Origin of the sequence: Kitasatospora sp. NPDC093102 (genome assembly GCF_040683915.1) — a bacterium.
In the GTDB taxonomy this organism is placed as follows: Bacteria; Actinomycetota; Actinomycetes; order Streptomycetales; family Streptomycetaceae; genus Kitasatospora.
The window spans coordinates 442,609-469,518 of record NZ_JBFBFA010000001.1 but is presented as its reverse complement, the minus strand read 5'-3'; the positions used below and the strand labels follow the sequence as shown (position 1 = coordinate 469,518).

Annotated in this window: 23 protein-coding genes and 4 tRNA genes; 7 read left to right on the top strand and 20 right to left on the bottom strand. The window is 72.2% G+C overall.

Features of this window, described 5'->3' with window-relative positions; all coding sequences use genetic code 11:
* Window positions 1–137 precede the first annotated feature (137 nt).
* From nusG to AB0O11_RS02195, 3 genes are all read right to left on the bottom strand, one after another.
* A complete protein-coding gene (nusG, locus tag AB0O11_RS02205) occupies window positions 138–1,004 on the bottom strand; it encodes a transcription termination/antitermination protein NusG (protein WP_363380864.1) in 867 nt (288 codons plus the stop codon).
* 209 nt (window positions 1,005–1,213) lie between these two features.
* The gene (gene secE / locus AB0O11_RS02200; protein ID WP_363380861.1) at window positions 1,214–1,543 is read right to left on the bottom strand and encodes a preprotein translocase subunit SecE; all 330 of its coding nucleotides are present in this window, start codon (window positions 1,541–1,543) and stop codon (window positions 1,214–1,216) included.
* 147 nt (window positions 1,544–1,690) lie between these two features.
* Window positions 1,691–1,763, bottom strand: a tRNA-Trp gene (locus AB0O11_RS02195).
* Between the two features lie 282 nt (window positions 1,764–2,045).
* Here AB0O11_RS02195 and AB0O11_RS02190 point away from each other — a divergent pair.
* Both AB0O11_RS02190 and AB0O11_RS02185 read left to right on the top strand, forming a co-directional pair.
* Window positions 2,046–3,293: a pyridoxal phosphate-dependent aminotransferase gene (locus AB0O11_RS02190; RefSeq protein ID WP_363380859.1), complete on the top strand. Its 1,248-nt coding sequence runs from the start codon at window positions 2,046–2,048 to the stop codon at window positions 3,291–3,293.
* Window positions 3,294–3,450: 157 nt separating this feature from the next.
* Window positions 3,451–4,515 carry an adenosine deaminase gene (locus AB0O11_RS02185; protein WP_363380856.1) on the top strand — a complete coding sequence of 355 codons (1,065 nt, stop codon included), beginning with the start codon at window positions 3,451–3,453 and terminating at the stop codon, window positions 4,513–4,515.
* Here the strand turns inward: AB0O11_RS02185 and AB0O11_RS02180 are convergent.
* The 8 genes from AB0O11_RS02180 to AB0O11_RS02145 all read right to left on the bottom strand — a co-directional run bounded on the left by AB0O11_RS02180 (window position 4,512) and on the right by AB0O11_RS02145 (window position 9,324).
* Window positions 4,512–5,555 (bottom strand): UDP-N-acetylmuramate dehydrogenase, encoded by a 1,044-nt coding sequence (locus tag AB0O11_RS02180; protein WP_363380854.1) that lies wholly within the window; start codon window positions 5,553–5,555, stop codon window positions 4,512–4,514. The genes AB0O11_RS02185 and AB0O11_RS02180 overlap by 4 nt on opposite strands.
* A 115-nt stretch (window positions 5,556–5,670) precedes the next feature.
* Complete coding sequence (locus AB0O11_RS02175) at window positions 5,671–7,116, bottom strand: MFS transporter (protein ID WP_363380851.1); 1,446 nt, start codon at window positions 7,114–7,116, stop codon at window positions 5,671–5,673.
* 98 nt (window positions 7,117–7,214) lie between these two features.
* Window positions 7,215–7,778, bottom strand: coding sequence for a TetR/AcrR family transcriptional regulator (locus AB0O11_RS02170; protein ID WP_363380849.1), 564 nt, complete (start codon window positions 7,776–7,778; stop codon window positions 7,215–7,217).
* Between the two features lie 106 nt (window positions 7,779–7,884).
* Window positions 7,885–8,307 (bottom strand): MaoC family dehydratase, encoded by a 423-nt coding sequence (locus tag AB0O11_RS02165; protein WP_030055766.1) that lies wholly within the window; start codon window positions 8,305–8,307, stop codon window positions 7,885–7,887.
* Between the two features lie 5 nt (window positions 8,308–8,312).
* A complete protein-coding gene (locus tag AB0O11_RS02160) occupies window positions 8,313–8,771 on the bottom strand; it encodes a MaoC family dehydratase N-terminal domain-containing protein (RefSeq protein WP_363380846.1) in 459 nt (152 codons plus the stop codon).
* A gap of 116 nt (window positions 8,772–8,887) precedes the next feature.
* Entirely contained in the window at window positions 8,888–9,052 is a 165-nt protein-coding gene (rpmG, locus tag AB0O11_RS02155) for a 50S ribosomal protein L33 (RefSeq protein WP_006604855.1), read from the bottom strand.
* A gap of 83 nt (window positions 9,053–9,135) precedes the next feature.
* Window positions 9,136–9,208, bottom strand: a tRNA-Met gene (locus AB0O11_RS02150).
* 43 nt (window positions 9,209–9,251) lie between these two features.
* Window positions 9,252–9,324, bottom strand: a tRNA-Thr gene (locus AB0O11_RS02145).
* 278 nt (window positions 9,325–9,602) lie between these two features.
* On the opposite strand from AB0O11_RS02145, the gene AB0O11_RS02140 reads away from it, so the two are divergent.
* Window positions 9,603–10,871 carry a hydrolase gene (locus tag AB0O11_RS02140; protein WP_363380843.1) on the top strand — a complete coding sequence of 423 codons (1,269 nt, stop codon included), beginning with the start codon at window positions 9,603–9,605 and terminating at the stop codon, window positions 10,869–10,871.
* 249 nt (window positions 10,872–11,120) lie between these two features.
* Here AB0O11_RS02140 and AB0O11_RS02135 read toward each other — a convergent pair whose 3' ends face one another.
* The 8 genes from AB0O11_RS02135 to AB0O11_RS02100 form a co-directional block, all read right to left on the bottom strand.
* A complete protein-coding gene (locus AB0O11_RS02135; protein WP_363380841.1) occupies window positions 11,121–11,795 on the bottom strand; it encodes a response regulator in 675 nt (224 codons plus the stop codon).
* A gap of 96 nt (window positions 11,796–11,891) precedes the next feature.
* Window positions 11,892–14,453, bottom strand: a complete 2,562-nt coding sequence (locus AB0O11_RS02130; RefSeq protein ID WP_363380839.1) for a sensor histidine kinase KdpD — start codon at window positions 14,451–14,453, stop codon at window positions 11,892–11,894.
* Between the two features lie 133 nt (window positions 14,454–14,586).
* The gene (kdpC, locus tag AB0O11_RS02125; protein ID WP_363380837.1) at window positions 14,587–15,222 is read right to left on the bottom strand and encodes a potassium-transporting ATPase subunit KdpC; all 636 of its coding nucleotides are present in this window, start codon (window positions 15,220–15,222) and stop codon (window positions 14,587–14,589) included.
* Window positions 15,223–15,243: 21 nt separating this feature from the next.
* Window positions 15,244–17,352, bottom strand: a complete 2,109-nt coding sequence (gene kdpB / locus AB0O11_RS02120) for a potassium-transporting ATPase subunit KdpB (RefSeq protein ID WP_363380836.1) — start codon at window positions 17,350–17,352, stop codon at window positions 15,244–15,246.
* Window positions 17,352–19,016 carry a potassium-transporting ATPase subunit KdpA gene (kdpA, locus tag AB0O11_RS02115; RefSeq protein ID WP_363380834.1) on the bottom strand — a complete coding sequence of 555 codons (1,665 nt, stop codon included), beginning with the start codon at window positions 19,014–19,016 and terminating at the stop codon, window positions 17,352–17,354. Before kdpA ends, kdpB begins: the two co-directional genes overlap by 1 nt.
* A gap of 1 nt (window position 19,017) precedes the next feature.
* On the bottom strand, window positions 19,018–19,107 hold the full coding sequence (gene kdpF / locus AB0O11_RS02110; protein WP_045693083.1) for a K(+)-transporting ATPase subunit F: 90 nt from the start codon (window positions 19,105–19,107) through the stop codon (window positions 19,018–19,020).
* 497 nt (window positions 19,108–19,604) lie between these two features.
* Window positions 19,605–21,437, bottom strand: coding sequence for an APC family permease (locus tag AB0O11_RS02105; protein WP_363380831.1), 1,833 nt, complete (start codon window positions 21,435–21,437; stop codon window positions 19,605–19,607).
* Between the two features lie 385 nt (window positions 21,438–21,822).
* Window positions 21,823–21,903 (bottom strand) — tRNA-Tyr (locus AB0O11_RS02100).
* A gap of 217 nt (window positions 21,904–22,120) precedes the next feature.
* Here AB0O11_RS02100 and AB0O11_RS02095 point away from each other — a divergent pair.
* On the top strand, window positions 22,121–22,609 hold the full coding sequence (locus AB0O11_RS02095; RefSeq protein WP_363380829.1) for a YajQ family cyclic di-GMP-binding protein: 489 nt from the start codon (window positions 22,121–22,123) through the stop codon (window positions 22,607–22,609).
* A 196-nt stretch (window positions 22,610–22,805) separates the two neighbouring features.
* Here AB0O11_RS02095 and AB0O11_RS02090 read toward each other — a convergent pair whose 3' ends face one another.
* Entirely contained in the window at window positions 22,806–23,300 is a 495-nt protein-coding gene (locus AB0O11_RS02090; RefSeq protein ID WP_363380826.1) for a hypothetical protein, read from the bottom strand.
* A 601-nt stretch (window positions 23,301–23,901) separates the two neighbouring features.
* Here AB0O11_RS02090 and AB0O11_RS02085 point away from each other — a divergent pair.
* From AB0O11_RS02085 to mug, 3 genes are all read left to right on the top strand, one after another.
* Window positions 23,902–25,065, top strand: a complete 1,164-nt coding sequence (locus AB0O11_RS02085) for an aminopeptidase P family protein (protein WP_363380824.1) — start codon at window positions 23,902–23,904, stop codon at window positions 25,063–25,065.
* A gap of 109 nt (window positions 25,066–25,174) precedes the next feature.
* Window positions 25,175–26,284 carry a phosphatase PAP2 family protein gene (locus AB0O11_RS02080; protein ID WP_363380821.1) on the top strand — a complete coding sequence of 370 codons (1,110 nt, stop codon included), beginning with the start codon at window positions 25,175–25,177 and terminating at the stop codon, window positions 26,282–26,284.
* Window positions 26,285–26,298: 14 nt separating this feature from the next.
* Window positions 26,299–26,871 carry a G/U mismatch-specific DNA glycosylase gene (gene mug, locus AB0O11_RS02075; RefSeq protein ID WP_363381259.1) on the top strand — a complete coding sequence of 191 codons (573 nt, stop codon included), beginning with the start codon at window positions 26,299–26,301 and terminating at the stop codon, window positions 26,869–26,871.
* Window positions 26,872–26,910 lie beyond the last annotated feature (39 nt).

The window sequence follows — 26,910 nt, the reverse complement described above, 5'->3', positions numbered from 1 at the left end:
TGCTGGTGCGTGCGGAACCGGGGCGACACCCGGCCGCCAGCACACACATCGGACCAGGCTAACGCGTCCGCGCCGCTGGACCAAAACGGATTCGGGGCAGGGCCCGCGGCCCCGCCCCGAATCCGAAGAGCGTACGACTAGTTCTTCTGGATCTGGTCGAAGGAGAGCTCGACCGGGGTCTCCCGGCCGAAGATCTCGACCAGGCCCTTGACCTTCTTCGAGTCCGGGTTGATCTCGTTGATGGTCGCCTGGAGGGTCGCGAACGGGCCGTCGGTGACGGTGACCGAGTCGCCGACCTCGAAGTCCAGCACCTGGACCTCGACCGGGCGGACCGGCGAGGCCTTGCCGGCCTCCTTCGCGGCCTGGCGCTCGACGTCGGGGGCGAGCATCTTGACGACCTCGTCCAGGGTCAGCGGGTACGGGTCGTAGGCGTTGCCGACGAAGCCGGTGACACCCGGGGTGTTGCGCACGACGCCCCAGGACTCGGGGGTGAGGTCCATGCGCACCAGGACGTAGCCGGGGAGCTTGTTCTGGCGGATGGTCTTGCGGTCGCCGTTCTTGATCTGGACGACCTCCTCCTGAGGCACCTCGGCCTGGAAGATGTACTCCTCGACGTTCAGCGAGACGGCGCGCTGCTCCAGGTTCTGCTTCACCCGGTTCTCGTAGCCGGCGTAGGTGTGGATCACGTACCACTCGCCCGGCATGAAGCGCAGGTCCTCGCGGAACTTGGCGACCGGGTCGACCTCGTCGGCCGGCTCCTCCTCGGCGGCTTCCTCGGCGACGGCGGACTCGGCGTCGCCCTCCACGTGCAGCGCGGCATCCTCGGCGGGCTCGCCGGCCTCGGCCTCGTCGTACGCCTCGACCTCGTCCTCGTCGCTGTCCACGGCGTCGACGATCTGCTCGGCGGACTCGGTGTCGTCAGCCAGCTCGGCCGCGTCCAGCTCGGCGGCGACATCCGCCTCGCGGACGGTCTCGTCGGCGTCGTACAGGGGGGACTCAGACACGGTGGCGGCTTCTTTCCTGGAGATGGTGAAGGTGGCGCGCTCCTCGACCGGCCCGGCGTACGGCCGCTCACGCGGGCGCCAGGTGAGGTCTCGGAGACTTCAACAGTACCGAGTCCACGGTAACCGCGCGTACGTCCGGCGCCGACAGCTCGACCCGGGCCGAGGATCCGGCCCGGGTCGGGAGGCTGTTCGAGAGGTGGGGCGGCCGGTCAGCCGAAGACCCAGAGGCTCAGCTTGGAGAGGCCGTAGTCCAGGCCGGCCACGAAGGCCATCACGACCACCACGAAGGTGACCACGACAGCGGTGTAGTTGGTGAGCTCGCCGCGGGTCGGCCAGACGACCTTGCGCAGTTCCGCGATGATCTGGCGGTAGAACAGGCCGATGCGGGCGAACAGGCCCTTCTTGGCCCGCTTGCCGGACTTCTTCTCGCGGTTGCCGCGCTTGCCCGACCCCTCGGCCGACGTGGTCTCGGCAGCGCCGTCGGCACCCTCGGGGTTGCCGCTCTCAGGCGTTGCGGTGGAGCCCGTGGTCTCCGTCACTCGTCCTCACCTGAATCCGGGTCCTGCCGAGCTTCGCCACGCACCCGGTGGGGCACGGCCAGTCGGCTAGCGGTGCTGATCGGTGCCATCTCCGCATCAAGCCCGCTCACTCCTGTGGAGCGAACGGGCTGAAAACGGATCTAGCAGCAGGGCAAGAGGGACTCGAACCCCCAACCGCCGGTTTTGGAGACCGGTGCTCTACCAATTGAGCTATTGCCCTACGGTGCCTCGCGGCTCCGGTGGCGACCAACCTACCGCATCTCCCCCCGCTGTCTGTACAGGCGGTGAAAGCTCCGGTTTTTCGGCGGGCCGTCGAGCAGCGAGTGTACGTGGTCGAGGGGTGTTTGGTCGAACCTCTTCTTCCGGACCGGCCGGTCGCCCGGCGGATGTCCGGTCCGGCGGGGCCGGCGCCGCCGGATCGCCGGGGCCGCGATCCGGACAGGAACGTACGGATGCCGATACCCCGATGCCCGGTCCGTCCGGGTTCTGCGACCATGCAGGCATGAGCGCTTCCACCCCGCAGCCCGACCAGTCCATCCGCCCCGCCGACCGCCGGGTCTCCGCCCGGATCGGCGCGATCGCCGAGTCCGCGACCCTCGCCGTGGACGCCAAGGCCAAGGCCCTCAAGGCGGCCGGCCGTCCGGTGATCGGCTTCGGTGCCGGCGAGCCCGACTTCCCCACGCCGGACTACATCGTCGAGGCGGCCGTCGAGGCCTGCCGCGACCCGAAGAACCACCGCTACACCCCGGCGGGTGGCCTGCCCGAGCTGAAGGCCGCGATCGCCGCCAAGACGCTGCGCGACTCCGGCTACGAGGTGGACGCCTCCCAGGTGCTGGTCACCAACGGTGGCAAGCAGGCGATCTACGAGGCCTTCGCCGCGATCCTGGACCCGGGCGACGAGGTCATCGTCCCGGCGCCGTACTGGACCACCTACCCGGAGTCGATCCAGCTGGCCGGCGGTGTCCCGGTGGAGGTCGTGGCCGACGAGACCACCGGCTACAAGGTCTCGGTCGAGCAGCTGGAGGCCGCCCGCACCGAGAACACCAAGGTGGTGCTGTTCGTCTCGCCGTCCAACCCGACCGGCGCGGTGTACACCGAGGCCGAGGCCGAGGCGATCGGCCGCTGGGCGCTGGAGCACGGCCTGTGGGTGCTCACCGACGAGATCTACGAGCACCTGGTCTACGGCGACGCGAAGTTCACCTCGCTGCCGGCCCTGCTGCCCGAGCTGGCCGACAAGTGCATCGTGGTCAACGGTGTCGCCAAGACCTACGCGATGACCGGCTGGCGGGTGGGCTGGGTGATCGCCCCCAAGGACGTGATCAAGGCCGCGACCAACCTGCAGTCGCACGCCACCTCGAACGTCTCCAACGTCGCCCAGCGCGCCGCGATCGCCGCCGTGGCCGGCGACCTGTCCGCGGTGCACGAGATGCGCACCGCCTTCGACCGCCGCCGCAGGACCATCGTGCGGATGCTCAACGAGATCGAGGGCGTCGTCTGCCCCGAGCCCGAGGGCGCCTTCTACGCCTACCCGTCGGTCAAGGGCCTGCTGGGCAAGGAGATCCGCGGCCGTCGCCCGCAGACCTCCGGCGAGCTGGCGAGCCTGATCCTGGACGAGGTCGAGGTCGCCGCCGTCCCGGGTGAGGCCTTCGGCACCCCCGGCTACCTGCGGTTCTCCTACGCGCTCGGCGACGAGGACCTGGTCGAGGGCATCAGCCGGATCCAGAAGCTGCTCGGCGAGGCCCGCGACTGACCTCGGCCGCGCGGTCGACGTCCCTGCGGTCGACGTCCGTGCAGTCGACGTCAATCCGACGCCCGGGTTTCACCCGGCACGCCGCCCCCTTTCATCCCTTCGGGGGATGGATAGGGGGCGGTTCCCGTTCGGGGGCCGTATACGGCAGTATCGGCGAATGGAACGCCTGTTGAACCCGCGAGACGTCAGGGGCCTCCCGAAGGCCCACCTGCACCTGCACTTCACCGGATCGATGCGGCCCGCCACCCTCCTGGAGCTGGCCGACAAGCACGGCGTCCGGCTGCCGGAGGCGCTCAGCTCCGGCGAACCGCCCCGGCTGCGGGCCACCGACGAGCGGGGCTGGTTCCGCTTCCAGCGGCTGTACGACACCGCCCGCTCGGTGCTGCGGGACGAGGAGGACATCCGCCGGCTGGTCCTGGAGACCGCCGAGGACGAGCGGCGGGACGGCTCCCGCTGGCTGGAGATCCAGGTCGACCCGACCTCCTACGCGCCCCGGCTGGGCGGGCTGATCCCCGCCCTGGAGCTGATCCTGGACGCGGTGGAGCACGCCGCCGCGGCCACCGGGGTGGGCATCCGGGTCCTGGTCGCGGCCAACCGGATGAAGTCCCCGATGGACGCCCGGACGCTGGCCCGGCTGGCCGTCCGCTACGCCGACCACGGGGTGGTCGGCTTCGGCCTCTCCAACGACGAGCGCCGGGGCCTGGCCCGGGACTTCGACCGGGCCTTCGCGATCGCCCGCAAGGGCGGGCTGCTGGCGGCCCCGCACGGCGGTGAGCTGTCCGGCCCGGAGTCCGTCCGGGACTGCCTGGACGACCTGGGCGCCGGCCGGATCGGCCACGGCGTGCGGGCCGCCGAGGACCCCCGGCTGATGGAGCGGCTGGCGGACCGGCAGGTCACCTGCGAGGTCTGCCCGTCCTCCAACGTCTCGCTCGGCGTCTACGAGCACCCCGAGGAGGTCCCGCTGCGCCGGCTCTTCGACGCCGGGGTGCCGCTCGCACTGGGTGCGGACGACCCGCTGCTGTTCGGCAGCCGGCTGGCCGCCCAGTACGAGCTGGTCCGGGACGTGCTGGGCTTCTCCGACGCCGAGCTCGCCGAGCTGGCGCGGCAGTCGGTGCGCGGCTCGGTCGCGCCGGAGGCCGTCCGCAAGGAGCTGCTGGCGGACATCGACGCCTGGCTGGTGGACGGCCACGCCCCCGCGGACGCGGCCGCCGTGCCCGTCTAGAGCTTGACGCCGACCATCACCGGCTCGTTCACCAGCTCCACCCCGAAGGCCTCGCGGACCCCGTCCCGGATCTCCCGGGCCAGGTCCAGCAGGTCGTCGGCGGTGGCCGAGCCCCGGTTGGTGAGCGCCAGGGTGTGCTTGGTGGAGAGCGTCGCCGGGCCGCTGCCGTAGCCCTTGCCGAAGCCCGCCCGGTCGATCAGCCAGGCCGCCGAGGTCTTGGTGCCGCCCTCCGGGGCCGGGTAGGCGGGGGCGTCCTCGGCGCCCGGGCGGGTGCGGAAGGACTCGTACTGCGCGGCCGTGAGCACCGGGTTGGTGAAGAAGGAGCCCGCCGACCAGGTGTCGTGGTCCGCCGGGTCCAGCACCATGCCCTTGCCGGCGCGCAGCAGCAGCACCGCGTTCCAGGCCGTGCCGACCGCCACCCGGTCGCCCTGCTCGACGCCCAGGTGCCGGGCGGTCTCGGCGTAGCGGACGGGGGTGGAGAGCCCGCCGTTGTCCTCCAGCCGGAACCGCACCCGCAGCACCACGTAGCGGTCCGGCTCGGCCTTGAAGCGGCTGTGCCGGTAGGAGAACGCGCACTCGGCGTTCGGGAGCACGACCACCTCGTCGGCGGTGCGGTCGTACGCGACCACCTCGGTGATCGACTGCGCGACCTCCTGGCCGTACGCGCCCACGTTCTGCACCGGGGTGGCACCCGCCGAGCCGGGGATGCCGGCCAGGAACTCGATGCCCGCCAGGTCGTGGTCCAGCACGGTCCGGCGGACCACCTCGGACCAGGTCTCGCCGGCCGCGACCTCCAGCGCGGTGCCGTCCAGGACGAAGCCCTCGGTGGCGATCCGCAGCACGGTGCCGGGGAAGCCGGCGTCGCCGATCACCAGGTTGGAGCCGCCGCCGAGGACCAGCAGCGGCTCGCCGGCCGCGTCGGCCTCGCGCACGGCGGCGATCACCTCGTCGTCGGTGTGGGCGGTCACCAGGCGGCGGGCCGGGCCGCCGAGCCGGAGCGTGGTCAGCGGGGCGAGGGGAGCGTCGTTTTCTACCAGCACGCCCACCAGCGTACGGGTGGCAGGGATGCCCCCCCCGGCACCCCTGTCACCCGGCGGCGCGGCCCCCCGGGGCACGGACCCTGGGGCGCGCACCCGAGGCTTCGGCCGCGGCGGCTCAGATCCGCGCGGGCGCGGCCGGTTCCCCGGCCCGCTCCCCCGCCGCCGCGACCAGCGCCTTGCGCCGCCGCGGGATGAACGCCGCGGCGAGCGCGCCGAGCCCGACAGCGGCCGCGCCGACGTACAGCGCGGGCACCAGCCCGTCCGTGAACGCCCGCGCGGACCGGTAGCCGCCCTGCTCCGAGAACACCGCCGCGAGCACGGCCACCCCGAGCGCCCCGCCGACCTCGCGCAGCGCGTTGTTGGCGCCGGAGGCGATCCCCTGCTCCTGCGGCCGGACACTGGCCATCACCAGCTGGGCGGTCGGGCCGAAGTACAGCGACATGCCGATCCCGCAGATCACGATGGCCGGAACCTGGGCGAGGTAGTCGAGGCCGGTGCTCCCGTCCGCGACCAGGCCGAACAGCGCCAGGCCCGCGGCCTGCAACGCCAGCCCGGCGACCACGATCGGCCGGCCGCCGATCCGGTCGGAGACGATGCCCGCGACCGGCGAGACCAGCAGCGGCATCGCCGTCCACGGCAGCATCCGGATGCCCGCCTCCTGCGGGCTGAAGCCGCCGACACCCTGGAGGTACTGGCTGATCAGGAAGATCGAGCCGAACATCCCCAGGTACATCAGCAGGCTGGCCGCGTTGACGGCGGAGAAGGCCCGGTTGCGGAACAGCCGCATCGGCAGCATCGGGTGGGCGGCCACCCGCTGCTCGTACCAGACGAAGGCGACCAGCAGCAGGGCGCCGGCGATCAGGGCGGCGAGGACCAACGGGCTGGTCCAGCCGTCCGGGTTGCCGCGGATCAGGCCGAGGACGATCCCGAACATCCCCAGGCTGACCAGCAGGGTTCCGGGCACGTCCAGGGCCCGGTCCGCGCCCCGGCTCTCCCCGAGCCGCAGGAAGGCCAGCGGCAGCAGGACGAGGCCGACCGGGACGTTCACCCAGAAGATCCACTGCCAGGAGAAGTGCTCGGTCAGCGAGCCGCCGATCAGCGGCCCGGCGGCGACGGCGAGGCCGCTGACGCCCGACCAGACGCCGAAGGCCAGCCCCCGCTTGGCCTCGGGCACGGCGGTGGTGAGCAGGGTGAGGGTGAGCGGCATCATCACCGCGGCCCCGGTGCCCTGGACGGCACGGGCGGCGATCAGTTCGCCGATGCCCGGGGACAGGGCGGCCGCGGCGGAGCCGGCGGTGAAGACCGCCAGGCCGGCCAGGAAGATCCGGCGCCGGCCGAAGCGGTCGCCGAGGGCGGCGCCGAACATCAGCAGCACCGCGAAGCTCAGGGTGTAGGCGCTGACCGTCCATTCGAGGTCGGACAGCCCGCCGCCGAGCTCCTCGCGGATCGACGGCAGTGCGGTGGTGACCACCAGGTTGTCCAGTGCGGCCATGAAGCTGGCCGCGCTGACGATCACCAGGGTCCAGATCGCGGCTCTGCCCATGGCCGGTTTGTCCGTCATGGCTTCCCCCAGGTTTCTCTAGGTCGTTGAAGGTAGTTATTGCTCAATAACTTCAATGGGCCGAAAAGGGGCCGCACGGACGCCACCGTGCGACCCGTCTACTCCGGCGCCTCGCACCCGTCGAAGCCGGCCCAGATCCGGTGGTCCGGCGGGTAGCCCAGCGCCACCAGGGTGTTGATCAGCATCCCGTACGCGAAGAACTGCGTGGCGCCCTTCATGTCGCCGCCGATCCGGATCCTGACCCGGTCGAACAGGCTCTCCCACAGCCGCCGGGCGGTCTCCCCGATCTCCTCCTCGCCGGCCGCCCGGGCCGCGAAGACCGAGACGTAGAGCTGCATCTGCATCATGAGCTGGTCGCGGTCCTCGACCAGGCCCAGGTACGCGTCGGACATCGCCTGGGCGGCCTCCTCGCCGGACAGCCCGGCCGAGGCCTCGTCGAAGACCCGCCAGGTCTCCTCCACGCAGCGCTCGGCGGCCGCGGCGAAGATCGCCTGCTTGCCCGGGAACAGCCGGAACAGGTAGGGCTGCGAGACGCCCACCCGGCGCGCGATCGCCTCGGTGGAGGTGCCGTGGTACCCGCCCCGGGCGAACTCGGTCAGGGCGGCCCGGACGACGCTCTCGCGCCGCTCCTCCGCACTCATCCGGATGCTCGACTTCGCCATGAGCTCCAAGTTAGTGGCCAATCACTATCCAGGCAAGACCCGCGTCCGCAGCCGGAGATCCGAACGGTACGGACCCCGGCCGCGGCCGCCGACGCGCGGGAGCGGCTCAGCCGAGCCGGACGACGGCCCGGGACATGCCGAGCACCTTCTGGCCGCCCGTGGTGGCCAGCAGGTCGACCTGCACCTTGCGGTCGTCCAGCTTCTTGGCGACCTTGGCGGAGACCTCGACCACCGCACCGACCCCGTCGTTCGGCACCGGCACCGGGCGGGTGAAGCGCACGCCGTACTCGACCACCGCGGCCGGGTCGCCGACCCAGTCGGTGACCACCCGGATCGCCTCGGCCATGGTGAACATGCCGTGCGCGATGACGTCCGGCAGGCCGACCTCCAGGGCGAACTTCTCGTTCCAGTGGATCGGGTTGAAGTCACCCGAGGCGCCCGCGTACCGCACCAGCGTGTCGCGGGTCACCGGGAAGGACTGCGCCGGCAGCTCGGTGCCGACCTCGACCTCGTCGTAGCTGATCGCCATCGCGCTCACTCCCCCGCCTCGTCGGCGGCCCGGGCCACCAGGGTCATGACCGACGTCACAACGTGCTCGCCGGTCCCGTCCGTCACCTCACCGCGCACGGTGAGCACGTCGTTGCCCGCCAGCGACTTGATGTTGTCGATGGTCACCGCGACCGACAGCCGGTCGCCGGCCCGCACCGGGCGGGTGTAGACGAACTTCTGGTCGCCGTGCACCACCCGGCTGAAGTCCAGGCCCAGCTCCGGGTCCTCGACCACCTGACCGGCCGCGCGGTAGGTGATCACGAACGGGAAGGTCGGCGGGGCGATCACGTCGGGGTGGCCCAGCGCCTTCGCCGCCTCCGGATCGGTGTACGCCGGGTTGGCGTCGCCGATCGCGGTCGCGAACTCACGGATCTTCTCCCGGCCGACCTCGTACGGCTCGGTGGGCGGGTAACTACGCCCGATGAAGGAGGGGTCGAGCGCCATGGCAGCTCCTCGGAACGCGGGTGGATACGAAAAAACTCCGGGCCGCACCCCCTGTGAGGGATGCGGCCCGGAGTCGAAGACCTGGTTTCACACAGGCCCGTCGCCCTGCGAGAGGGTCAGCGGGTCTCGCGGTGCGCGGTGTGCGAGTTGCAACGGGGGCAGTGCTTCTTCATCTCAAGACGGTCCGGGTCGTTACGCCGGTTCTTCTTGGTGATGTAGTTCCGCTCCTTGCACTCCACGCAGGCCAGCGTGATCTTCGGGCGGACGTCGGTGGCAGCCACGGGAGTGCCTTCCTTGGACAACGAATAAGAACACAACAAGAGTAGCCGACCGGGAGTGCGATCTCCCGACCGACTACGCGGGGTAGCGGTGACCGGACTTGAACCGGTGACACAGCGATTATGAGCCGCTTGCTCTACCAACTGAGCTACACCGCCACAGTGATCCACAGAACAGCCGGAGCTGACTGCTTCTCACCCGAGCCCCCATGCGGAATCGAACCGCAGACCTTCTCCTTACCATGGAGACGCTCTACCGACTGAGCTATAGGGGCGAACGAGGAAGAGATTACACGTTCCGCGCCCGGAGGTGAAATCCGTATCCCGCGGCGAAGACCGCAGGTGGGCGAGGGGTACTGGCGGACGATCCAAGGCCCGGCGTTCGATCGGCCCACGAGCCGTACGGCCCGACCCGATACGACTAATGCCCGCCTCCCGGCGCCCCGCCCCCCGGGCCCATAGGCTCGACGCTCATTGATCGGGAGGACTGGCCGGCAGTACGGGCCAGCCGTACGGGGCCGACCGCACGGGCCGGCCCGAGAAGGAGCCGGCGATGGACAGCGCAGCCGCCGACGGGCCGCACTCCGGGCCCGGCCCGGCGGCCAACCCGCTCGGGCACGGCCCGGTCCTGCTGCTCACCGGCGCCCGGCTGGCCGACGGACGGGTGGTGGACGTCCGGATCAGCGGCGACCGGATCCAGGCGGTCGGCACCGCCGGCAGCCTCGGCCCGCTGCCCGCCCTGCCCGGCGCGCCCACCGTCATCACCGGCGCCCGGATCGACCTGCGCGGCTACCTGCTCCTCCCGGCCCCCGCCGAGGCGCACGCCCACTACGACGCCGCCTTCTCCGCCGCCCTGCCCACCCCGCCGCCGGAGACCCCGGCCGACCTCACCCGCCGGATCACCGAAGCCGCGCTGACCTCGCTCGGCTACGGCGCCACCGCCCAGCGCACCCACGTCCGGATCGGCGACGTGCACGGGCTGCGCCGGCTGGAGGCTGTGCTCACCTCCCGGCAGGCGCTGCGCGGGCTGGCCGACCTCCAGGCGGTGGCGATGCCCCGGCTGCTCACCGGACGAGCCGGGGCGGACGGCCGGGCGCAGCTGCGCGAGGCGCTCAAGCTGGGCGCCACGGCGGCCGGCGGCTGTCCGGAGCTGGACCCGGACCCGGCCGGGTACGTACAGCTGCTGCTGGAGGCCGCCCGGGAGGCCGACTGCCCGGTGGACCTGCACACCAGCGCCGCGGATTCCGCCCAACTCGCCCGGATGGCCGGGGCGTTGGCGCCACTTCGGCCACGGGTGACGCTCGGCCCGTGCGGGGCGCTGGCCCGGGGTGCGTCGACGGTGCTGGCGACCAGCGGGGTCCGGGTGGTCTGCCTGCCGCAGAACGGCTGCTGCGCCGGGCTGGAGGGTCGGACGACAGGCCTGCGGCCCGGCCTGGTACGGGAGTTGGCAGCCGCCCGGGTGCCGCTGGCGGCGGGCAGCGGGGCACTGCGCGACCCGTCCAATCCGGTCGGCCGGGCGGATCCGCTGGAGTCGGCCTATCTGCTGGCGGCCGGTGGGGAGTTGGACCCGGAGGCGGCGTACGACGCGGTGGCGAACCAGGCCCGGGCGGCGCTCGGCCTGGCGCCGGTCCGGGTGGACGCCGGATTCCCGGCGGAGCTGCTGGCGGTGCGCGGGGACAGCCTGGCCGGCGCGCTCGCGGGCGGGCACAGCCGGCTGGTGGTGCACAGCGGCCGGGTGGTCAGCCGGACCAGCGCGGTCCGGGAGTTCGCGGACACGGTGGTGCTGGCGCTGCCCCGGCAGACCGGGGGCGGGGACGGCTGAGCCGGGCCGGGTCGGTTCCGTGGGCACATGGGGGCGCGCGACGGGTGTCGCGCGCCCCTCCCCCACCTGCTGGCCGTCCGTGGACGGCGGCCGGAGCGGCCCCGGGCTTCCCCCACACGGAGCAGGGCCCGCTCCTTCGACACCGACGCTACGCCCGCGAAGCACCGCGGCCCGGCGGCCTTGACGCCCTCCTGTCGCCCGTCGTCCGGCTCTTGACGGTTCGTTGACGGAGGGCGCGCCGGCCGCCGGTCACGGCACGTACCGGTACCCGATCCCCGGCTCGGTGATCAGGTGCCGCGGCCGGGCCGGGTCGCGCTCCAGCTTGCGGCGCAGCCCGGCGAAGTAGACCCGCAGGTAGTTGCCGTGCCCCTCCTGGGCTGGGCCCCACACCTCGCGCAGGATCTGCCTCCCGGGCACCAGCCGGCCGGGGTTGGCGAGCAGCAGGGCGAGGATGCGCCACTCGGTCGGGGTGAGCCGGACCGGGCCGTTCGGGCCGTTCACCGCGGTGGCCACGAGGTCCACGGTGTGGTCGCCGATCACCGGCCGGCCCAGCGGCACGCCGCCCGGCGGCCGGCGCAGCACGGCGCGCAGCCGGGCCAGCAGTTCGTCCATCAGGAACGGCTTGGTGAGGTAGTCGTCGGCGCCCGCGTCCAGGGCGCCCACCTTGTCGGCGGCGTCGGTCCGGCCGGAGAGCACGATGATCGGCACCGCGCTGCGGGTGCGCAGGCCGCGCAGCACGTCCATCCCGTCGAGGTCGGGCAGGCCGAGGTCGAGCAGGACGGCGTCCGGGGCCGAGTGCGCCGCGCGGTCGAGCGCCTCCCCGCCGCTGGCGGCGGTGCGGACGGCGTAGTGCCGGGCGCTGAGGTTGATCCGCAGGGTGCGCAGGAGGGCCGGCTCGTCGTCGACGACCAGGATCTCGCTCATGCGTCCGCCCCTCCCCCCGCCTGCGGCCGGGGGGACCCCCACCGCTCGACGGTCGCTCGGCGGGACACGCACCTTTCGGTGATTCGATCACTCCGTTCACTCATGCGGTGATTCCTCCCCGGGGGTTGCGGGCTCGGTGGTGGCGGCGTTCAGGGTGAGCAGCATGGTGGTGCCGCCACCGGGGGTGTCCTCGACCTCCAGGCTGCCGCCCATCGCCTCGGCGAGGCCGCGGGAGAGCGCGAGGCCGAGGCCGACGCCGGTGGTGTTGTCGGTGTCGCCGAGGCGCTGGAAAGGCAGGAAGACCCGGTCGCGGTCCTCGGGGGCGATGCCGGGGCCGCGGTCGATCACCCGGATCTCGACCTGGTCGGCGTGGTGGCTGGCGGTGACCAGGACGGGCGCGCCGGGGGCGTTGTGCCGCAGCGCGTTGGTGATCACGTTGGCGAGCACCCGCTCCAGCAGCGGCGGGTCGGCGAGCACCGGCGGGGTCGTGTCGAGGTCGAGCGGCTGGATCGGCGCGTACGGGTCGGGGAGGCTGTCGAGCGCCCGGGGCAGGACCTCGTCCAGGTGGGTTCCGGTGAGGTGCAGGGTGAGCGCGCCGGCCTGGAGGCGGCTCATGTCGAGCAGGTTGTCGACCAGCCGGGTGAGCTTGACCAGCGACTCGTCGGCGGTGGCGAGGAGTTCGGCCTGGTCCTCGGGCGAGAACTCGACGTCGGGGCTGCGCAGCGAGCCGACCGAGGCGCGGGCGGCGGCCAGCGGGGTGCGCAGGTCGTGGCTGACGGCGGCGAGCAGGGCGGTGCGCATCCGATCGGCGGCCTTGATCGGCTCGACCTCGGCGGCGACCACGGCCAGCCGGTCACGTTCCAGCACGGCGGCGACGTGGGCGGCGAAGGCGGTCAGCACCCGCTGGTCGGCCGCGGGCAGCCGGCGGCCGGTGAGCACCAGGACGGCGTCCGCGCCGACCGGGACCTCGGTGGTCCCGTGCGGCCCCTCGCCGTCGTCCTGGTGGTCGTCCTCGCAGAGCGCGAGCACCTCGCCGTCGGCCCGGGAGAGCAGGGCGACGGCCCGCATGCCGAAGGCCGTCCGGGACTTCTCCAGCAGGGCGGGCAGCGCGTCGGCGCCGCGCAGCACGCTGCCGGCCAGGGTGGAGAGCGTCTCGGCCTCGGCGGTGGCGCGGGCGGCCCGGCTGGTGAGCCGGCCGGCGTGGTCGACCACGGTGGAGACGGTGAGCGCGATGGCGGCGAAGACCACCAGGGCGACGATGTTGTTGGTCTCGCCGATGGTCAGGCTGTGGATCGGCGGGATGAAGTAGTAGTTGAGCAGCACCGAGGCGACGACCGAGGCCAGCAGGGCCGACACGGCGCCGCCGAGCAGGGCGACGACGACCACGCCGAGCTGGAACATCAGCGCGTCGGTGGTCAGGTTGATGCTGTGGTCCGCCTGCGAGAGCAGGGCGGTGAGCAGCCAGGGCAGCACCAGGCCGGCCAGGTAGCCGGCGATGGTGCGGCGCCGGGAGTGGCGGCGGCCGAGCGAGGGCAGCCGGCCGCGGCCGGTGAACTCGTGGGTGACCATGTGGACGTCGATGTCCTCGGAGGCGTCCACGGTGGTCTGCCCGGTGCCGGGGCCGGTGAGGAACCGGTTGATCCGGCCGCGGCGGCTGGTGCCGAGCACCAGTTGGGTGGCGTCGTGGGCGCGGGCGAAGGTGAGCAGTGCGGTGGGGACGTCGTCGCCGACCACCACGTGGTAGCTGCCGCCGAGGGTCTCCACCAGCTGCCGTTGCTGGGCGAGCGCGCCGGAGGAGGCGCCGGCCAGGCCGTCGCTGCGGGAGACGTGGACGGCCAGCAGGTCGCCGCCGGCCGTGCGGTCGGCGATCCGGGCGGCGCGGCGGATCAGGGTCTCGCCCTCGGGGCCGCCGGTGAGGGCGACGACGACCCGCTCGCGGGTCTCCCAGACCCGGTCGATGTTGTGGCTGGCCCGGTAGTCGCGCAGGCCCTCGTCCACCCGCCCGGCCACCCAGAGCAGGGCGAGTTCGCGCAGGGCGGTGAGGTTGCCGATCCGGAAGTAGTTGGAGAGCGCGGCGTCCACCTTCTCCGCCCTGTAGACGTTGCCGTGGGCCATCCGGCGGCGCAGTGCCTGCGGGGCCATGTCGACGAGTTCGATCTGGTCGGCCCGGCGGACCACCTCGTCCGGGACGGTCTCGCGCTGCGGGATGCCGGTGATCTTCCGGACGACGTCGTTCAGCGATTCCAGGTGCTGGATGTTGACGGTGGTGATGACGTCGATCCCTGCGGCGAGCAGTTCCTCGACGTCCTGCCAGCGCTTGGCGTGCCGGCCGCCGGGGATGTTGGCGTGCGCCAGCTCGTCCACCAGCACGACGGCCGGGCGGCGGGCGAGCGCGCCGTCGAGGTCCATCTCCTCGAACTCGGCGTCCCGATAGGAGCGGCGGACCCGCGGCAGGACCTCCAGGCCCGCCAGCATGGCCTCGGTGTGGCGTCTGCCGTGGCATTCGATGTACCCGACCACGACATCGGCCCCGCGCTCCCGTCTGCGCCGGGCCTCGTCCAGCATCCGGTACGTCTTGCCGACCCCCGGCGCGGAGCCGAGGTACACCCTCAGCCGGCCTCCGCGGTTGCCGGTGCCGGGGGTGAGGTCGCGGGCCATGGGCACTGCTCTTTCCATCGAGAAGCCGACAGCTTGGATGGTGCGTGTGTGGGTTGTGGCGCGGCCGGCCCGGTCACGGGAGACGTGCTCCCGCGACCGGGCCGGCCAGGTCATGCGCGTGTGTGATGTGTCGTCATTTCTGCTCGCTCAGCGCCTTGTTGAGAAGGACGACGTTGACGCCCTCGTTGCCGAGGAAGCCGAGCGAGCGGCTCTCGGTGTACTCGTCGACCAGCTTGGTCACCGTCTCCACCGGCAGGTTGCGGTTCTTGGCGACCCGGTCGACCTGTTCCTTGGCGTACGCGACGGAGATGTGCGGGTCGAGGCCGGAGCCGGAGGCGGTCAGCGCGTCGGCCGGGACGCTCGCCGGGTCGACGCCGTCGAACGCGGCGACGGCGGCGCGGCGGTCGTTGACGGCCTTCAGCAGGTCCTCGTTGTTGGGGCCGAGGTTGCTGGCGCCGGAGGAGGAGGCGTCGTAGCCGGTCCCGGCCGCGGAGGGGCGGGGCTGGAACCACTTCGGGTCCGGCTGGGCCTCCTCCTTCGGGTCGTCCGGGTTGACCTTGGGCAGGTTGAAGCTCTGGCCGATCAGGCTGGAGCCGGCCTCCTTGCCGTCGGACTCCACCGGCGAGCCGTTCGCCCTGTCGGTGAAGGCGACCTGGGAGATGCCGGTGATCAGCAGCGGGTACGCGACCCCGAGGATCACGGTCAGCACCAGGAGTACCCGCAGGGCCGTGAGGTGGGTCCGCACGACGGCGGGCAGGGGCTTGGACATGGTTTTCTCTCCTTCCCCGCGTCAGTTGAGGCCGGGGATGAACTGGACGATCAGGTCGATCAGCTTGATGCCGACGAACGGCACCACCAGGCCGCCGAAGCCGTAGATCCCGATGTTGCGGCGCAGCAGGGAGCTGGCGTCGGACGGGCGGTAGCGCACGCCGCGCAGGGCGAGCGGGATCAGGCCGATGATGACCAGGGCGTTGAAGATGATCGCCGAGGTGATCGCGGACTGCGGGCTGTGCAGGCCCATGATGTTGAGGTGGCTCAGGCCCGGGTAGACCCCGGCGAACATCGCGGGGATGATCGCGAAGTACTTGGCCACGTCGTTGGCGATCGAGAAGGTGGTCAGCGCGCCGCGGGTGATCAGCAGCTGCTTGCCGATCTCCACGATCTCGATCAGCTTGGTCGGGTTGGAGTCCAGGTCGACCATGTTGCCGGCCTCCTTGGCCGCCATGGTCCCGGTGTTCATCGCGACGCCGACGTCGGCCTGGGCGAGCGCGGGGGCGTCGTTGGTGCCGTCGCCGGTCATCGCGACCAGCTTGCCGCCCTCCTGCTCCTTCTTGATCAGGGCCATCTTGTCCTCGGGCGTGGCCTCGGCGAGGAAGTCGTCCACGCCGGCCTCCTCCGCGATCGCCTTGGCGGTCAGCGGGTTGTCGCCCGTGATCATGATGGTCTTGATGCCCATCCGGCGGAGCTCGTCGAAGCGCTCCCGCATGCCCTCCTTGACCACGTCCTTGAGGTGGATGACCCCCAGGACGCGGGCGGGCTCGCTGCCGATCTTGGTGGCCACGACCAGCGGAGTGCCACCGGCCGCGGAGATGCCGTCGACCAGGGCGGAGACCTCGTTGCCGACCGAACCGCCGTTCCCGGTGACCCAGTTGGTGACCGCGCCGGCGGCTCCCTTGCGGACCTGGTGGACCCCTTCGGCCTCGTCCAGGTCGACACCCGACATCCGGGTCTGGGCGGTGAACGGGACCCAGGTGGCGTGGGTCAGCTCGCCCTGGGCGCGGGCCCGCAGGCCGTACTCGGTCTTGGCCAGGACCACGATCGAGCGGCCCTCCGGGGTCTCGTCCGCGAGGGAGGAGAGCTGCGCGGCGCTGGCCAGTTCGTCGGTGCCCACGCCCGGGGCGGGCAGGAACTCGGCGGCCTGGCGGTTGCCCAGGGTGATGGTGCCGGTCTTGTCGAGCAGCAGGGTGTTGACGTCGCCGGCGGCCTCGACGGCGCGGCCGGACATCGCCAGCACGTTGCGCTGCACCAGGCGGTCCATGCCGGCGATGCCGATCGCGGAGAGCAGCGCGCCGATGGTGGTCGGGATGAGCGCCACGATCAGGGCGACCAGGACGATCATCGACTGCGGAGCGCCCGCGTAGGTGGCCATCGGCTGGAGCGTGACGACCGCGACCAGGAAGACGATGGTCAGCGAGGCCAGCAGGATGTTGAGCGCGATCTCGTTCGGCGTCTTCTGCCGGGCGGCGCCCTCGACCAGGGCGATCATCCGGTCGATGAACGACTTGCCGGGCTCCGAGGCGATCTTCACCACGATCCGGTCGGACAGCACCTTGGTGCCGCCGGTCACCGCGGAGCGGTCGCCGCCGGACTCGCGGATGACGGGCGCGGACTCGCCGGTGATCGCCGACTCGTCGACGCTCGCGACGCCCTCGACCACGTCGCCGTCGCCGGGGATGACCTGCCCGGCCTCGACCACCACGTGGTCGCCGAGCCGCAGCTCGGTGCCGGGCACCTCCTCCTCGGCCCGGGTCGCGGGCCAGTCGGTGAGCCGACGGGCGACGCTCTCGGTCTTGGTCTTGCGCAGGGTCTCGGCCTGGGCCTTGCCGCGGCCCTCGGCGACGGCCTCCGCCAGGTTGGCGAAGACCGTGGTGAGCCAGAGCCAGACGGTGATCGCCCAGGCGAACACGGACGGGCTGGCGATCGCGGAGATCGTGGTGACCACCGAGCCGACCTCGACCACGAACATCACCGGGTTCTTGACCATCACCCGGGGGTCGAGCTTCTTCACCGCGTCCGGCAGGGACGCGACGATCAGTTTCGGGTCGAGCAGGCCGCTCGCCACTCTGTGCGGCTCGGTGCTGGGGACGGCCGGTACGGGGTTGAGCGTAGGGGTGGACATCAGGAGGACAGACCTTCCGCGATCGGCCCGAGAGCCAGGGCCGGGAAGTAGGTGAGGCCGACGACGATCAGGATCACGCCCGACAGCAGGCCCACGAACAGCGGCTTGTGGGTGGGCAGGGTGCCCGGGGTGGCCGGGACCGGCTGCTGCTGGGCGAGCGAGCCGGCCAGCGCCAGGACGAAGACGATCGGCAGGAGACGGCCGAAGATCATCGCCAGGCCGAGCGCGGTGTCGTACCAGTCGGTGTTGACGGTGATGCCGCCGAAGGCCGAGCCGTTGTTGTTGGCGGCCGAGGTGAAGGCGTACAGCACCTCGGAGAAGCCGTGGGCACCCGAGTTGAGCATCCCGGCGCGCTCGCCCGGCAGGGCCATCGCCACACCCGTGCCGACCAGCACGATCGTCGGCGTGGTGAGGATGTACAGGGAGGCGAACTTCATCTCCCGGCCGCCGAGCTTCTTGCCCAGGTACTCGGGGGTGCGTCCGACCATCAGACCGGCCACGAACACCGCGACGACCGCCAGCACCAGCATGCCGTACAGGCCGGAGCCCACACCGCCGGGCGCGATCTCGCCCAGCATCATGTTGAAGACCGTGAGCCCGCCGCCGAACGGCGTGTACGAGTCGTGGAAGGAGTTCACCGCGCCGGTCGAGGTCAGCGTGGTCGACGCGGCGAACAGCGAGCTGGCGGCGATGCCGAAGCGCTGCTCCTTGCCCTCCATCGCGGCGCCCGCGGCCTGCAGGGCGCTGCCCTGGTGCTGCGACTCGGCGAAGGTGAGCAGGGCCACCGAGGCGACCCAGAACAGGCCCATCACGGCGACGATCGCGTAGCCCTGGCGGTTGTCCCCCACCATCCGGCCGAAGGTCCGCGGCAGCGCGAACGGGATCAGCAGGATCAGGAAGATCTCGACCAGGTTGGTGAAGCCGGTCGGGTTCTCGAACGGGTGCGCCGAGTTGGCGTTGAAGAAGCCGCCGCCGTTGGTGCCGAGCAGCTTGATGACCTCCTGGGAGGCCACCGGGCCACCGGGGACCTTCTGGACCTCGCCCGCGAGGGTGGTCACCTCGTGGAAGCCGTGGAAGTTCTGGATCACGCCGTTGGCGGCCAGGACCAGGGCGAAGACGATCGAGATCGGCAGCAGCAGGCGCAGGCTGATCCGGGTGAGGTCGACCCAGAAGTTGCCGACCCGGTCCGTCCTGTTACGGGTGAAGCCCCGGATCAGCGCGGCGACGACGGCGATGCCGACGGCCGCGGAGACGAAGTTCTGCACCGCCAGGCCCGCCATCTGCACCAGGTGGCCCATCGCGGACTCGCCGCTGTAGGACTGCCAGTTGGTGTTGGCGACGAACGAGATCGCGGTGTTCCAGGCCTGGTGGCCCTCCATCTGCGGAACGCCCAGGTTCAGCAGCAGGTAGCCCTGGAGGCGGATCAGGCCGTAGAGGAAGAGGACCGAGACGGCCGAGAAGGCCAGCACCGAACGCAGGTACGCCGGCCAACGCTGATCGGCGTCGCCGTCGACGCCGATCACCTTGTAGATGCCGCGCTCGACTCTCAGGTGTTTGGCGGAGGTGAGGAGCTTGGCGATGTAATCGCCGAGGGGGCGGTAGCACAGGGCCAGCGCGCCGACGAGGGCGAGGACCTGGAGCCAGCCCGCGAGAGTGGATCCCATGTCAGAACTTCTCCGGGAAGATCAGCGCCACGACGAGATAGCCGACGAGTGCGACGGCCACGACCAGACCAGCGATGTTCTCGGCGCTCATGCGCCCACCTCGCTGCGCTCGGCGGGCGCTTCGCGCAACACGCCCCTGTTGATGGTTCGCTCGCTGCGCTCGTTCACAGCTTCTCCACCCCCCGCGCGATCAGGGCGATGACGGCGAACACGGCGACCGTGACACCGACGTAGATGAGATCGGACATGGGCTCCACCAGAGTGGTTCGGGAGATGCCGCGACCTGGGCCGAAGGGGCTCACGCGGCACCGGCGGACGACCGGCAGATGCAGCAAAGCAGCCGTCAGGGGCGCGTTATGGCCCCCTGACGCCCTCCATACGGGTGATAGCGCGACGTTGACGCGACGTTGACGGGCGCTTCACCGGACCGAGACCGTCGTGATCGGGCCGAGATCGGTCGGCGGCCCGGCGGCAGGGTCCGGCAGTGGCCCGGCAGCGGGGTCCGGCGGCGGCCCGGCGGCGGGGTCCGGGAACGGAACGGCCCCGGACGGCAGGCTGCCGTCCGGGGCCGTTCACCCCCGTTCCCGGTCACATCCGCATGCGCAGCCGGCAGACCACCGCGTCGGTGTGCCGCCGCAGGGCGCGGTCGATGACGGCGCCGCGCCGGTTCTGGAGCGCCCGCTGCCACCAGCGGGCCGGCTCCACCTCGGGGATCAGCACGGTCAGCCGGTCGTAGGCGTGCTCCGCCCCCAGCTCGTTGACGAAGTCGGCGATCGGCCGGCCCAGCCGGCGGTGGACGTCCGGGACCTCCACCAGCGGCACGCCCGGCCGCCACAGCTCCCAGTCCCGGCGCAGCGCCTCGGCGGCGGCCGGCTCGTGCACCACGGTCACCGCCATGACCTCGTCGCCGAGCGAGAGCGCCGCCGACAGGCCGTCCCTGGTCAGCCGGGTGATCGCGGTCACCGGGACGACGACCAGGCTGCGCTGCCTGGTCAACGGGCCGGGCACCCGGCCCAGCTCCAGCCGCTCGCCGATCCGCGCGTAGCTGCGGTGGACCGCCTCGAACAGCACCACCAGCAGCGGCAGCGCCACCACGATGCCCCAGGCGCCCTCGGTGAACTTGGTGCCGGTGACGACCACCGCCGCGGCACCGGTGAGCACCGCGCCGAAGCCGTTCAGCGCGGCCTTCCACCGCCAGCCGGAGGGCCGGTGCAACAGCCAGTGCCGGACCATGCCGACCTGGCAGACGGTGAAGCCGACGAACACACCGATCGAGAACAGCGGCACCAGGCTGTTGACGTCCCCGCCGGAGCCGGCCAGCAGCGCCGCCGACACCGCGGCCAGGAACAGCACGCCGTACCGGTACACCTGGCGGTCGGCGCGCAGCGCGAACAGGTGCGGGAGGTGGTTGTCCCGGGCCAGCAGGTCGAGCAGCACCGGCAGCCCGCCGAAGGAGGTGTTGGCGGCCAGCCCCAGCAGCACCACGGTGGCGAACTGGACGACGTAGAAACCGAAGCCGTGGCCGAGCGAGGCGTCGGCGAGCTGGGCGAGCACGGTGACGCCCTCGACCGGCTGGAGGTGGAAACGGCCGATCAGCACGGCCAGCCCGATCAGCATCACGCCGAGCAGGGCGCCGAGCGCCACCTCGGTGTGCTGCGCGCGTCTGACCCGCGGGGTGCGGAAGGCGGGGACGGCGTTGGCCACCGCCTCCACGCCGGTCAGCGCGGAGCAGCCGGCCGCGAAGGCCTTGAGGAGCAGCAGCGCGCCGACGGTGGTGGCGTTCTCGGCGAGCGTCGAGGCGTGGCCGGTGGCGGCCGCGGTGCTGGCCGGGCCGTCCCGGAACAGGCCGGCCACGATGATCGCCAGGATGGAGAGCACGAAGACGGCGGTCGGTGCCATGAACCAGCGCGCCGACTCGGCGATCCCGCGCAGGTTCACCGCGGTGACCAGTGCGAGCACTCCCAGGCAGAGCCAGACCCGGTCGTCGTACAGGCCCGGTACGGCCGAGGTGAGCGCGGCGACGCCGGCGGTGACCGAGACGGCAACGTTCAGGACGTAGTCGATGACCAGCGAGGCGGCCGCGGTCAGCGCGATCCGGCGGCCCAGGTGCGCCTTGGCCACCGCGTAGGAGCCGCCGCCGTCCGGGAAGGCCGCGATCACCTGCCGGTAGGAGGCGACCAGCACCGCCAGCAGCAAGGCGATCGCCGCGGTGACCGGCAGCGTGAAGCCCAGCCCGTACGCCCCGGCGGCGGCCAGCACCAGCACGATCGACTCCGGTCCGTACGCGACCGAAGCCATGGCGTCCAACGAGAGCGCGGCCAGCCCGCCCAGCGCGCTGAGCCGGTGCCGGTCGCCGCCCGTACCGGTATCAGGTGGCTCGGGTTCGACCGTGACGGCCGGGGTGGTGGTGGCGCTGGACATCGGACGGGACCTCCGCAGTCGGCAGTAGGTCCGATCCTGCGGTCCACACGCCCGCCGCCCGGCGGGTCCTACGCGTTCCTGACGCCGCCACGAGCGGCCTTGACGCGCCCTTGACGCGGCCGTCACGCCGCGCCGGCCCGTCCGGTGGCTGTTGGCGGGGGTGGGGCGAGCCGTTGTCCCGGCGGTCGCCGGCTGGGAAGACGATCAGCTCTGTCGAAGGACTCCCACCCCCGGCCCTTACTCTGCTGCCTGTGGCCAGTAATTGCAAGCAATGTGCAATAAGTGTGCCCGGGGCCGGGGTCCGGCTCCAGGCGGGACGGCCCGGAGAAAACGAAACAGCCCCCGATCTGCGTTTCCGCAGATCGGGGGCTGTTTCTCTATCCTGTGGCTGGTGCAGGGTTCGAACCTGCGTAGCTTGCGCGACAGATTTACAGTCTGCTCCCTTTGGCCGCTCGGGCAACCAGCCAGGATTTTCGTTTCCCGGGGTGTTCACCCCGTTCGACTTGGTAAACCATACCTGATGCCGGGGGGTACTCCGCCACTCGATAGATCACACGATGATCAAGAAACCTCGGGCGACCGCTACGGGCGGGGCCCGTGTGGCGCTGGATAGGCTGGGGCTGCGGGCGCCCGGAGGGGCGGGCCGTGCCAGTGCAGCCAGAGCATCAAGGAGACCAACACCCATGGCCGACTCCAGTTTCGACATCGTCTCGAAGGTCGAGTGGCAGGAGGTCGACAACGCGATCAACCAGACCTCCCGCGAGATCGCGACGCGCTTCGACTTCAAGGGCGTCGGCGGCGAGATCAGCCGCTCCGGCGAGAAGATCGAGATGAAGGCGAACGGCGAGGAGCGCGTGCGCGCCATCCTCGACGTCCTCCAGACCAAGTTCATCAAGCGCGGCCTGTCGCTGAAGGCTCTGGACGCCGGCGAGCCGCAGCTGTCCGGCAAGGAGTACAAGATCTTCGCCAACGTCAAGGAGGGCATCACCACGGAGGACGCGAAGAAGGTCGCGAAGATCATCCGTGACGAGGGCCCGAAGGGCGTCAAGGCGCAGGTCCAGGGTGACGAGCTGCGCGTCAGCTCGAAGAGCCGCGACGACCTCCAGGCCGTGCAGGCCCTGCTGAAGGGCAAGGACCTGGACTTCGCGGTCCAGTACGTGAACTACCGCTAGTACGGGCCCGGGCCTGCGGAAGCGCGGGCTCCGAGCAGCCACGGTCATGACGGGGCGCGGCGCCGAGGACGTCCTCGGCACCGCGCCCCGTCCTGCTCCGCTCCATCGGTCGGCGCCGGCGCACCAGTGCCCCCACCTCGCCCTGACCGCCCTGGCCCGCGGCCGGGCGATCCCCGCGAGCACGGGGCCGACCGGGTCAGCCGGCCGGCTCCGCCCAGCCGCCGGTGCTGCGGTGCCGGCCCAGGCCGACCGACTCGAACTCGTCCGCCCGGCCCTCCTCCGTGCGTGCGCCGACCTGCCGCAGGACACGGGATATCGGGGTGCCCTCGGCCGGGGCGGGCTCGAACTCGCCGATGGTGAGCGGGCCGAGGACGACCTTGCCGTCCGTCCAGACGGCGGCACGCTGGGTGCCGCTGCCGCCGAAGTACTCGGCCTCGACGCAGGCGATCGGGCCGGCCTTCGACCAGGCGGCCAGCCGCAGTTCGAAGCCGTCCGAGTGCCAGCCGAACCCGGCCCCGCCGCCGGGCTTGCGCACGCTGCCGTCCCCCTGGAGCGCGGCACGGACGGCGGAGGTGACCGGGATCAGCGCAAGCCCCTGCGCCAGCGGCACCACCCGGGCCGCCGGAACCTCCGCCGCCGCCACCGTCAGCAGCTCAAATGTTCCAATCAGCGCCTGGAGTTCGTAGGACATGCCGGACATGGTGTCCCACGGCACCGACAACCGGCGCGGAATTTATGATTCCGTGCCCGGTCGGAGACCGTAGAGCAGGCCGTAGAGCAGACCGCGGAGCACCCCGGCGCGGACCGCGGCCGGCCCCGGAGCCGTTCCTGCCGCTGGTCCCGGTGCCGGCCCCGGTGCCGATCGCGCCGCCGGTCACCCGCTCGGGCCCGTGCGCGTGCGGCGGCCGCGGCGCCCGGGTGGACTGGCCGGGTACGGCCCGTCCCGGGCCCTTCCGCCGGCTCCCGTGCAGCCGGGCACTTCCGGCCGGGGCCGCACGGAGGAGGACCGCATGCATTCCACGGACACGCTCCCGCCGCACCGGACGGTCGCCGCCCCGGCCACGGCGGTCCGCGTCCTGGCCCGCGTCCTCCTCCGCCTCGTCCCGGCGCTCGTGTTCCGGCTGCCGGCCGCGCCGGTCGCCGGCCGGGGTGACGGCGCCCCCCGCTGGGGTCCGGCGGGGCCGTCGAAGCCGCCCCGGCCGGCGGAGGATCGGCCGGCCCGCCGTCCGGATCGCGGCGGTGCCTCACCGAGGGCTTCGCCAACTCGGCGAGGAAGTGATGGAGTTGACCCGATGGCGTCTCAGCAGAGCCCGTCCGGCCCCAGAGGAGGAACCGCCGTGCCCCGCCCCTTCACCGTCGAGGACCACACCGCCCGGATGGCCCGTGCCACCGCCGAGGCGACCGCCGCCGGGCTGGCCGGCCTGGTCGTCGCCCCCGGCCCCGACCTGGCCTACCTGTGCGGCTACTCGCCCACCGCGATCACCGAGCGGCTGACCGCCCTCGTCCTCACCGCCGGGAACGAACCCGCCCTGGTGGTCCCCAAGTTGGAGCGCCCGGACGCCGAGAAGGCGGTCGGCGCCCCGGCCGTCCGGCTGCTCGACTGGTCCGACGGCGAGGACCCGTTCGCCACCGCCGGCCCCCTGCTCGCCCCGGCCGGGCGGTACGGCGTCTCCGACAACACCTGGGCGCTGCACCTGCTCGGCTTCCAGGCCGCGCTGCCCGGCGTCTCCTTCACCTCGCTCACCGACAGCCTGCCGATGCTGCGCGCCGTCAAGGACGCCGAGGAGCTGGACCGCCTGGCCGCGGCCGGCGGCGCGGCGGACGCCGCCTACCGGCGCATCCTGGAGGTCGACTTCGCCGGCCGCCGGGAGACCGACGTGGCCGCCGACCTCGGCGCGCTGCTCATCCAGTACGGGCACAGCCAGGTCGACTTCACCGTGGTCGGCTCCGGCCCGAACGGCGCCAACCCGCACCACGAGGCCGGCGACCGGGTCATCCGTACGGGTGACACCGTGGTGCTGGACTTCGGCGGCCTCAAGGACGGCTACGGCTCCGACACCACCCGCACGGTGCACGTCGGCCCGGACGTTCCGGACGAGGTGCGGAAGGTGCACGAGCTGGTCCGGCAGGCCCAGCAGGCCGCCTTCGAGGCGGTCCGCCCCGGGGTCGCGTGCCAGGAGATCGACCGGATCGCCCGCCGGGTGATCACCGAGGGCGGGTACGGCGAGTACTTCATCCACCGCACCGGCCACGGCATCGGCACCACCACGCACGAACCGCCCTACCTGGTCGAGGGCGAGGAGCGGCCGCTGGTGCCCGGCATGTGCTTCTCGATCGAGCCCGGCGTCTACCTGCCCGGCCGGTTCGGGGTGCGGATCGAGGACATCGTCACCGTCACCCCGGCCGGCGGCCGCCGCTTCAACAACACCCCGCACGAGCTCGGCATCGTGGCCTGACCATGTCTGACCGTGCGTCGAACCGGATGCCGACCGAGTCGGCTGTTCTTACGATCCGGTCATATTTCACCCAGTGTCCTCCAAGCTTGAGTTGCTAGTTTCGGTGCGCATGACCAAGACCCTCCCCCCGGCCCCGCACCACGTGCGGGCCGGGCAGCCGCGCCCGGTGCCTCCGCCCCGACCCCGCGTGACGGGCTGGTCGAGACTCCGGTGGCTGGCCTGGCCGCTCTACCTGACGTTCTTCCTCTGGTTCCTGCGCACCGAGGGCATCCCCGCAGCCAACGACGTGCTGTTCCTCTGGCTGATCGCCGCCCTGCTGACCGCCGCCGTGCACAGCGGGCACGGCCCCCGCGGCTTCCTCCTGGTCCTGCGCGACTGGGTCCCGGTGATGGCCGTGGTGTGGACGTACTCGCTGCTGCGCGGCTACGGCGCGCACACCCCGTGGGCCCCGCACTGGGTGCCGCAGCTCCGCTTCGACGAGGTGCTCGGCCTCGGCGAGACCTGGACCGTCCGGCTCCAGCACGCCCTCTACACCTCCGGCTCGCCGCACTGGTACGACTACGCCGCGGTGGCCGTCTACCTCTCGCACTTCTTCGTCGTCTTCCTGCTGCTCGCGGTGCTCTGGCGGCGCGCGCACCACCGGTTCCGGCAGCTGCTCGCCTGCTACCTGACGCTCACCTTCGCGGGCTTCGCCACCTACATCCTCTATCCGGCCGACCCACCGTGGCTGGTCTCCCAGGAGGGCAACCTGCCGCACCTGTCCCGGGTGGTCTGGGAGGTGATCTCGGTGAGCGGGCTGCCGCAGGCCGACTCGCTGCTGGAGAACGGCAGTCAGTTCGCCAACGACGTCGCCGCGATGCCCTCGCTGCACTCCGCCTACCCGGCGATGCTGCTCTTCTTCTTCTGGCCCACCGCCAAGCGCTGGCTGCGGGCGGTGCTGGTCGCCTACCCGCTCGCGATGACCTTCACCCTGGTCTACGGCGCGGAGCACTTCATCATCGACGTCTTCGTCGGCTGGGCCTACGCGGCCGCGGTGGTGTTCGGTCTGCGCCTGCTGCACAACCGCCGTTCCGCTGCCGCGACTTCGGCTCCGGATCCGGCTCCGACTTCGGCCCCGAATCCGGCTCCGTCTTCGGCCCCGGATCCGGCTTCGACTTCGACTTCGGCGGAGGGCCAGGCGGAGGCCCCGACGCAGGGCCGGGCAGACTTGGCCGGGTGAATCCGAGCGCACCGATGAAGCCCACCGCCGAGCAGCTGCGCGGCGCCAAGGACACCACCATCCCGGACGTCACCGGGCCCGGGCTGCGGGTGCTGTTCTGCGGCATCAACCCGGGCCTGTGGTCCGGCGCCACCGGTCACCACTTCGCCCGCCCGGGCAACCGCTTCTGGCCCGCCCTGCACCGCTCCGGCTTCACCGGACGCCAGTACCGGCCGGACGAGCAGCAGGAGTTGCTCGCACTCGGCCTCGGCATCACCAACGTCGCCCCGCGCACCACCGCCAAGGCGGACGAGCTGACCGCCGAGGAGCTGCGCGAGGGCGGCGCCGCGCTGCGCGAACGGGTGCTGCGGCTGCGCCCGCGCGTCCTGGCCGTGCTCGGCATCGGCGCCTACCGGACGGCCTTCGGACAGCGCCGGGCCGCGCTCGGACGGCAGCCGGAGGGCATCGGCGACACCGAGGTGTGGGTGCTGCCGAACCCCAGCGGCCTCAACGCCCACTACACCCTGGACGGGCTGGCCGAAGAGTTCCGCACGCTCCGGGAGGCCGTCGGGGACCGATCCGTCGAAGACCGATCCGCCGGGAGCTGAGCCGCCGAGGGCTGAGTCGCCGGGGGCCGGCTCGTCGGG